A 2,702-nucleotide genomic window follows, 5' to 3' on the forward strand; every position below is an offset into this window, starting at 1 on the left:
ATTATTGGTGCAGGTCCAGCAGGATTGATGGCGGCTGAAGTGCTGAGCCAATACAACTACGATATTGAGGTTTATGAGCAAAAACCATCGGCGGCACGCAAGTTTTTAATGGCAGGCAAAACGGGACTGAATATTTCCCATGCCGAGCCTGTTGCAACGTTTATACAGCGTTATGACCATGCTGAATGGCTAGGCTCATGGATTGAGCAATGGGATGCAAAGTGGATTCAGCACTGGATGCAAGGTTTAGGCATTGAATCTTATATTGGCAGTTCAGGACGCGTCTTCCCTGTAGAAATGAAAGCAGCACCGTTACTTCGTGCTTGGTTAAAGCGATTGATGAATGATGGGGTAAAATTTCATTATCGTCATCGTTGTGTGGATTTATCCAACAATCAACTCACGATAGAGAATCAGACTCAGCAATTTAGTGCAACTTATGATGCGATTATTTTGGCCTGTGGTGCAGTGTCATGGGCACAATTAGGTAGTGATGGCGCGTGGCAGCAATGGCTTTCCACCGATGAAATTGAACCCTTTCAACCGAGCAATGTCGGGGTATTAAAAACATGGTCGCCATTTATGCACGACTGTTTTGGTCAGCCACTGAAACGTGTCAATGCATGGGTAAATGCAGAAAATAAAACGCATGGCGATATTGTGGTTACGCACTATGGTTTGGAAAGTGGAGTTATTTATAAACTGGGACGTGAGTTAAGACAGCTTGCAGCCCAGAATCTGCCCTTTCAACTGCATCTGGACTTACTCCCTGATATTACGATTGAACAACTGGAAAAGAAATTACAGGGCAATAAAAAGCAATCTATGACCAATATTTGGCGTAAAGCAGGGCTGGATACCGTCAAAATTAATTTACTTAGAGAAGTCGTTGCTAAAAATTTATGGTCAGATGCAACGCAGATGGCACAACAGATTAAACACCTGATGATCTCTTTAGATGGTTTCCGCCCAATTGAGGAAGCGATTAGCTGTGCTGGTGGTGTGAAACAAGTGGCATTGTCTTCACAATTACAATTGCAATCAAATCCTTATGTGTTTTGTTGTGGAGAAATGCTGGATTGGGATGCACCGACAGGTGGCTATTTGTTGACGGCTTGTTTTGCCACAGGGCGAGCGGCAGGGCAAGAGGTGTATGAATTTCTATCTAAGTAATTCTTGATTTTGCTTAATTGCTTTGAGGATATTTAGAATCGTGCTCTTTTCAAAAAAAGAAATTAGTAAGCCATCAGTGAAGCGGTCAGCTCGTATAATGGTGGTCAAAAGCTTACAAAGGGTTAAAGTATCTAACAGATTAAAATCATAATGTTCTTGTTTTAATATATTTTTCCTTCTTGCCAATTTGGCCAATCGAATACAATGCATAAATCTAAATCATGGAAAATCTCAAAGAACTCATTTACAACGTCACTCGTATCCCAATATGGCATAGAAATCGTACCATCTGGGCGTTGTTCTCCTGCCATGATAGGACTAAAATACTTGAATATAGTCCTATCGTAAATCTGTTTATTTCGCTGCTAAAGCTTCACCCTCAAACTTCACACCATCCCAGCCATTCTGCATAAACTGGCGGATATTCTGGTGGTCGCTTGCTTCAGGCGTGGCAAGTACAGAGGCATAATGTTCCGCAAACAACTTGAGGGTGTCCTGTTGGTTTAAACCCTCAAGTTTGGCAAAAGAGAACACTTTGGCACTACCCTGATTTTCAGTTGCCGCATTAAACTGCGCGCCATTTTGAAAAGCCGTTGGCGTATGCTGATAACGCGCCTCGATAAATGCCAACACGTCTGCAAACTTTGCAGAACCATCTTTTAATTGTGCCAATAGTTCTTGAGCCATATTCAGTTCCCTGTTGATCAAATGAATGGCAGCATCATAGCATTGAATCAGTGGAATTGATGAAGACAGGAATTAAACTGGATGCAGCAACACAGGTGGTTTAAGCCCAGAGTAAAGAATTAACCTATTTAAAAGTCATCAATATAGGAACTGTTTTTTCCCTTTTTAGCCAGATTTCCCTAAGCTGTGGATAACTTAAACCTTATGCACAGCTTTATCACGGCCCAAAAACAGCAGTTGAGTTGTCGAAAAATTATGTTATTTTAGGATAAAGGAGATGGCATTCTTCCTGTTACAAACCGCCATAGTGGCTAATGATGCCTACGTGACCCTGAATAGGGGACGTAGGTTCGTGCGTGCTCTATTCTCTATCTGGAGTTCGCAGATGAAAAAATTTCTAGCACAAGCAAAAATCTATATCCAATCCTCCATTTTCTCCAAATCTTTTTTGGGGTGAGCCATGTATTATCCTTTAATTTCAATTGCCTTGGGTTCTGTGCTGGGTGCATGGCTGCGCTGGCTTCTGGGCTTAAAGCTGAATCCCATTTTTCCAGATATTCCTTTGGGTACGGTCACCGTTAATTTTGTGGGTGGCTTTATTATTGGCTTTGCAATTTCTTATTTTTCCCAAAGTGCCCTAAGTCCCAATTATAAACTGTTTGTGATTACTGGATTTTGTGGCGCACTGACCACATTTTCGACTTTTTCCGCCGAAATTATTGCCCTATTACAAAGTGGCAAGCTGGGCTACGCCTGTGCAGCGATTTTAATTCATGTGATGGGGTCGTTGCTGTTTACCATTCTGGGCATGAGCCTGCATCAATGGCTGACAGATCGGAAGA

At 42.0% G+C, this 2,702-nt stretch carries 3 protein-coding genes, 1 pseudogene and 1 riboswitch; of the genes and pseudogenes, 2 read left to right on the forward strand and 2 right to left on the reverse strand.

Features of this window, described 5'->3' with window-relative positions; all coding sequences use genetic code 11:
* Positions 1 to 1,173: NAD(P)-dependent oxidoreductase (locus tag B4H32_RS12380; protein ID WP_286803313.1), on the forward strand; the 1,173-nt coding region annotated here is incomplete at its 5' end.
* On the opposite strand, the pseudogene B4H32_RS12385 reads toward B4H32_RS12380, so the two are convergent.
* Both B4H32_RS12385 and B4H32_RS12390 read right to left on the reverse strand, forming a co-directional pair.
* Positions 1,162 to 1,484, reverse strand: a pseudogene (locus B4H32_RS12385) (DUF6508 domain-containing protein). The gene B4H32_RS12380 and the pseudogene B4H32_RS12385 overlap by 12 nt on opposite strands.
* 43 nt (positions 1,485 to 1,527) lie before the next feature.
* Positions 1,528 to 1,860: a HopJ type III effector protein gene (locus tag B4H32_RS12390; protein WP_286803316.1), complete on the reverse strand. Its 333-nt coding sequence runs from the start codon at positions 1,858 to 1,860 to the stop codon at positions 1,528 to 1,530.
* A 264-nt stretch (positions 1,861 to 2,124) separates the two neighbouring features.
* A riboswitch (Fluoride riboswitch) is annotated at positions 2,125 to 2,191 on the forward strand.
* Between the two features lie 129 nt (positions 2,192 to 2,320).
* On the opposite strand from B4H32_RS12390, the gene crcB reads away from it, so the two are divergent.
* The coding region (gene crcB / locus B4H32_RS12395; RefSeq protein ID WP_286803319.1) for a fluoride efflux transporter CrcB at positions 2,321 to 2,702 on the forward strand (382 nt) is incomplete at its 3' end.

Source organism: Acinetobacter sp. UBA2063, from assembly GCF_002333245.1.
GTDB lineage: Bacteria > Pseudomonadota > Gammaproteobacteria > Pseudomonadales > Moraxellaceae > Acinetobacter > Acinetobacter parvus.